This is a genomic window from Haloferax sp. Atlit-10N, assembly GCF_003586325.1.
Taxonomy (GTDB): Archaea; Halobacteriota; Halobacteria; order Halobacteriales; family Haloferacaceae; genus Haloferax; species Haloferax prahovense.
This window is the reverse complement of sequence record NZ_PSYX01000034.1, coordinates 1-1,511: the sequence shown is the minus strand read 5'-3', so window position 1 is coordinate 1,511 and position 1,511 is coordinate 1. Positions and strand designations below refer to the sequence as shown.

1 protein-coding gene is annotated in these 1,511 nt (G+C 51.8%); it reads left to right on the top strand.

Annotated features, from left to right (window positions below):
* On the top strand, nucleotides 1-1,511 hold a 1,511-nt coding region (locus tag C5B91_RS20970; protein ID WP_233547846.1), incomplete at both ends, for a helicase-related protein.

Sequence of the window (1,511 nt, the reverse complement as noted above, 5' to 3'; positions counted from 1 at the left end):
CCGCCTCTCCAGCGAGGAAGACAAGTCCACGAGCACCCAGAGTCGTATTTCGAAGCTTGAGAAGCTTATTGAATCGATTATGCGGGAAGTGATTATATCGAGGGACCGGAAGTACATTCTCGAAAATTATGAGGACATCACCATCGGAGATCGGGCCATTAGCGTCCCTGATCGAATGCCCCGTCTCGTCACACCCGATGATCCTCGTCTCGACGAACTCTATAGTGATATCGTCGAGACAGTCATCGGCTCAGACGACTCCGAGAACTCCGGATTGAACATCCCCTATGTTAGTGCTGATCGGTATGACGCTGACGGAGACGAAGAAGAGGAACTAATCATTGAGTACCAGAATGCGAGCATTCTGATGCTCATCAATCTCCTCAAACGTCTTGAGAGTAGCCTTGCCGCGTTAGAGAACTCCGTTGAACGGCTTATGGAACGAGAGCGCATCACACGTCACATCGCTACTGGTGACCTGGGTGATGCGCAAAACCGGAGTGACGCCGTCGAACAGATACGGGATACATTCGAGGACGATTTCGCCAAAGATGTTGACTTTGAGGATGTCGCAGAAGCCCTCAATAGAGTTAGCCCATCGAAAAGGGACGAGATTGTAGCAGACATTGACGAAGACCTTCGAGAATTGGATCGAATAAAACGGCAAGCCCAGAATGCACTTCAAACTAAAGAAGACGGTCGCACCAAAGACGCGAAGGCGGAACGCCTGCGTGGGTTAATTGATCGAGAGCTATCTGACGAGAAGGTTCTCATATTCAGCCAGTACGTACCCACGATCACGCACCTCTTTGAGCAACTAACTGGAGAGAATCCAGCACACACCAACGTTGCTACGCTCGGTCAAGATCCGAGTAATCCTACCGCCGGATTTGTCCACGGGGGAAGTGGGTACGATGAGAGAATTGTTGAGCGATTTGCTCCGGAAGCCCAAGAAGCCGATGTGACCCCCGGTGAAGAGATTGACATACTGTTTGCGACCGACGTACTATGGGTCGGGCAGAATCTTCAGGATGCACGAGTTCTCGTGAACTACGATCTCCACTGGAACCCGATGAAGATGGAGCAGAGAATTGGGCGTCTTGACCGCATCACTACGCGGCATGATGAACTGTGGATCTACAACTTTGCTCCGACAGGTGACCTACGGAAGCAGCTCGGGCTCGTCGAGCGGATTCAAGAGAAAATCGAGGATATCGCCAACACGTTCGGTCATGCCGCTCCCATCTTGGATACTGCTGAAGAGCAAGTACACAAGACGCTCATCACCTACGAACGACTGGAAGAGGGCGGCACAGAGTTTGGGGACGAACGGTTGGAGGGTATTGGATCGAAGTACGACGATCTCAGGAACGTCGTTCGAGCGTTCTGTGAGGAGAATGGGGTCGATATCGAGGAGCTTCAGGAAACCTACGATGCGGTCGCAAACAGATCTGAACCACAGTATTTCGTCTCCCCTGGCGAAGATGGGTACGTCTCACTCGCACACCTTG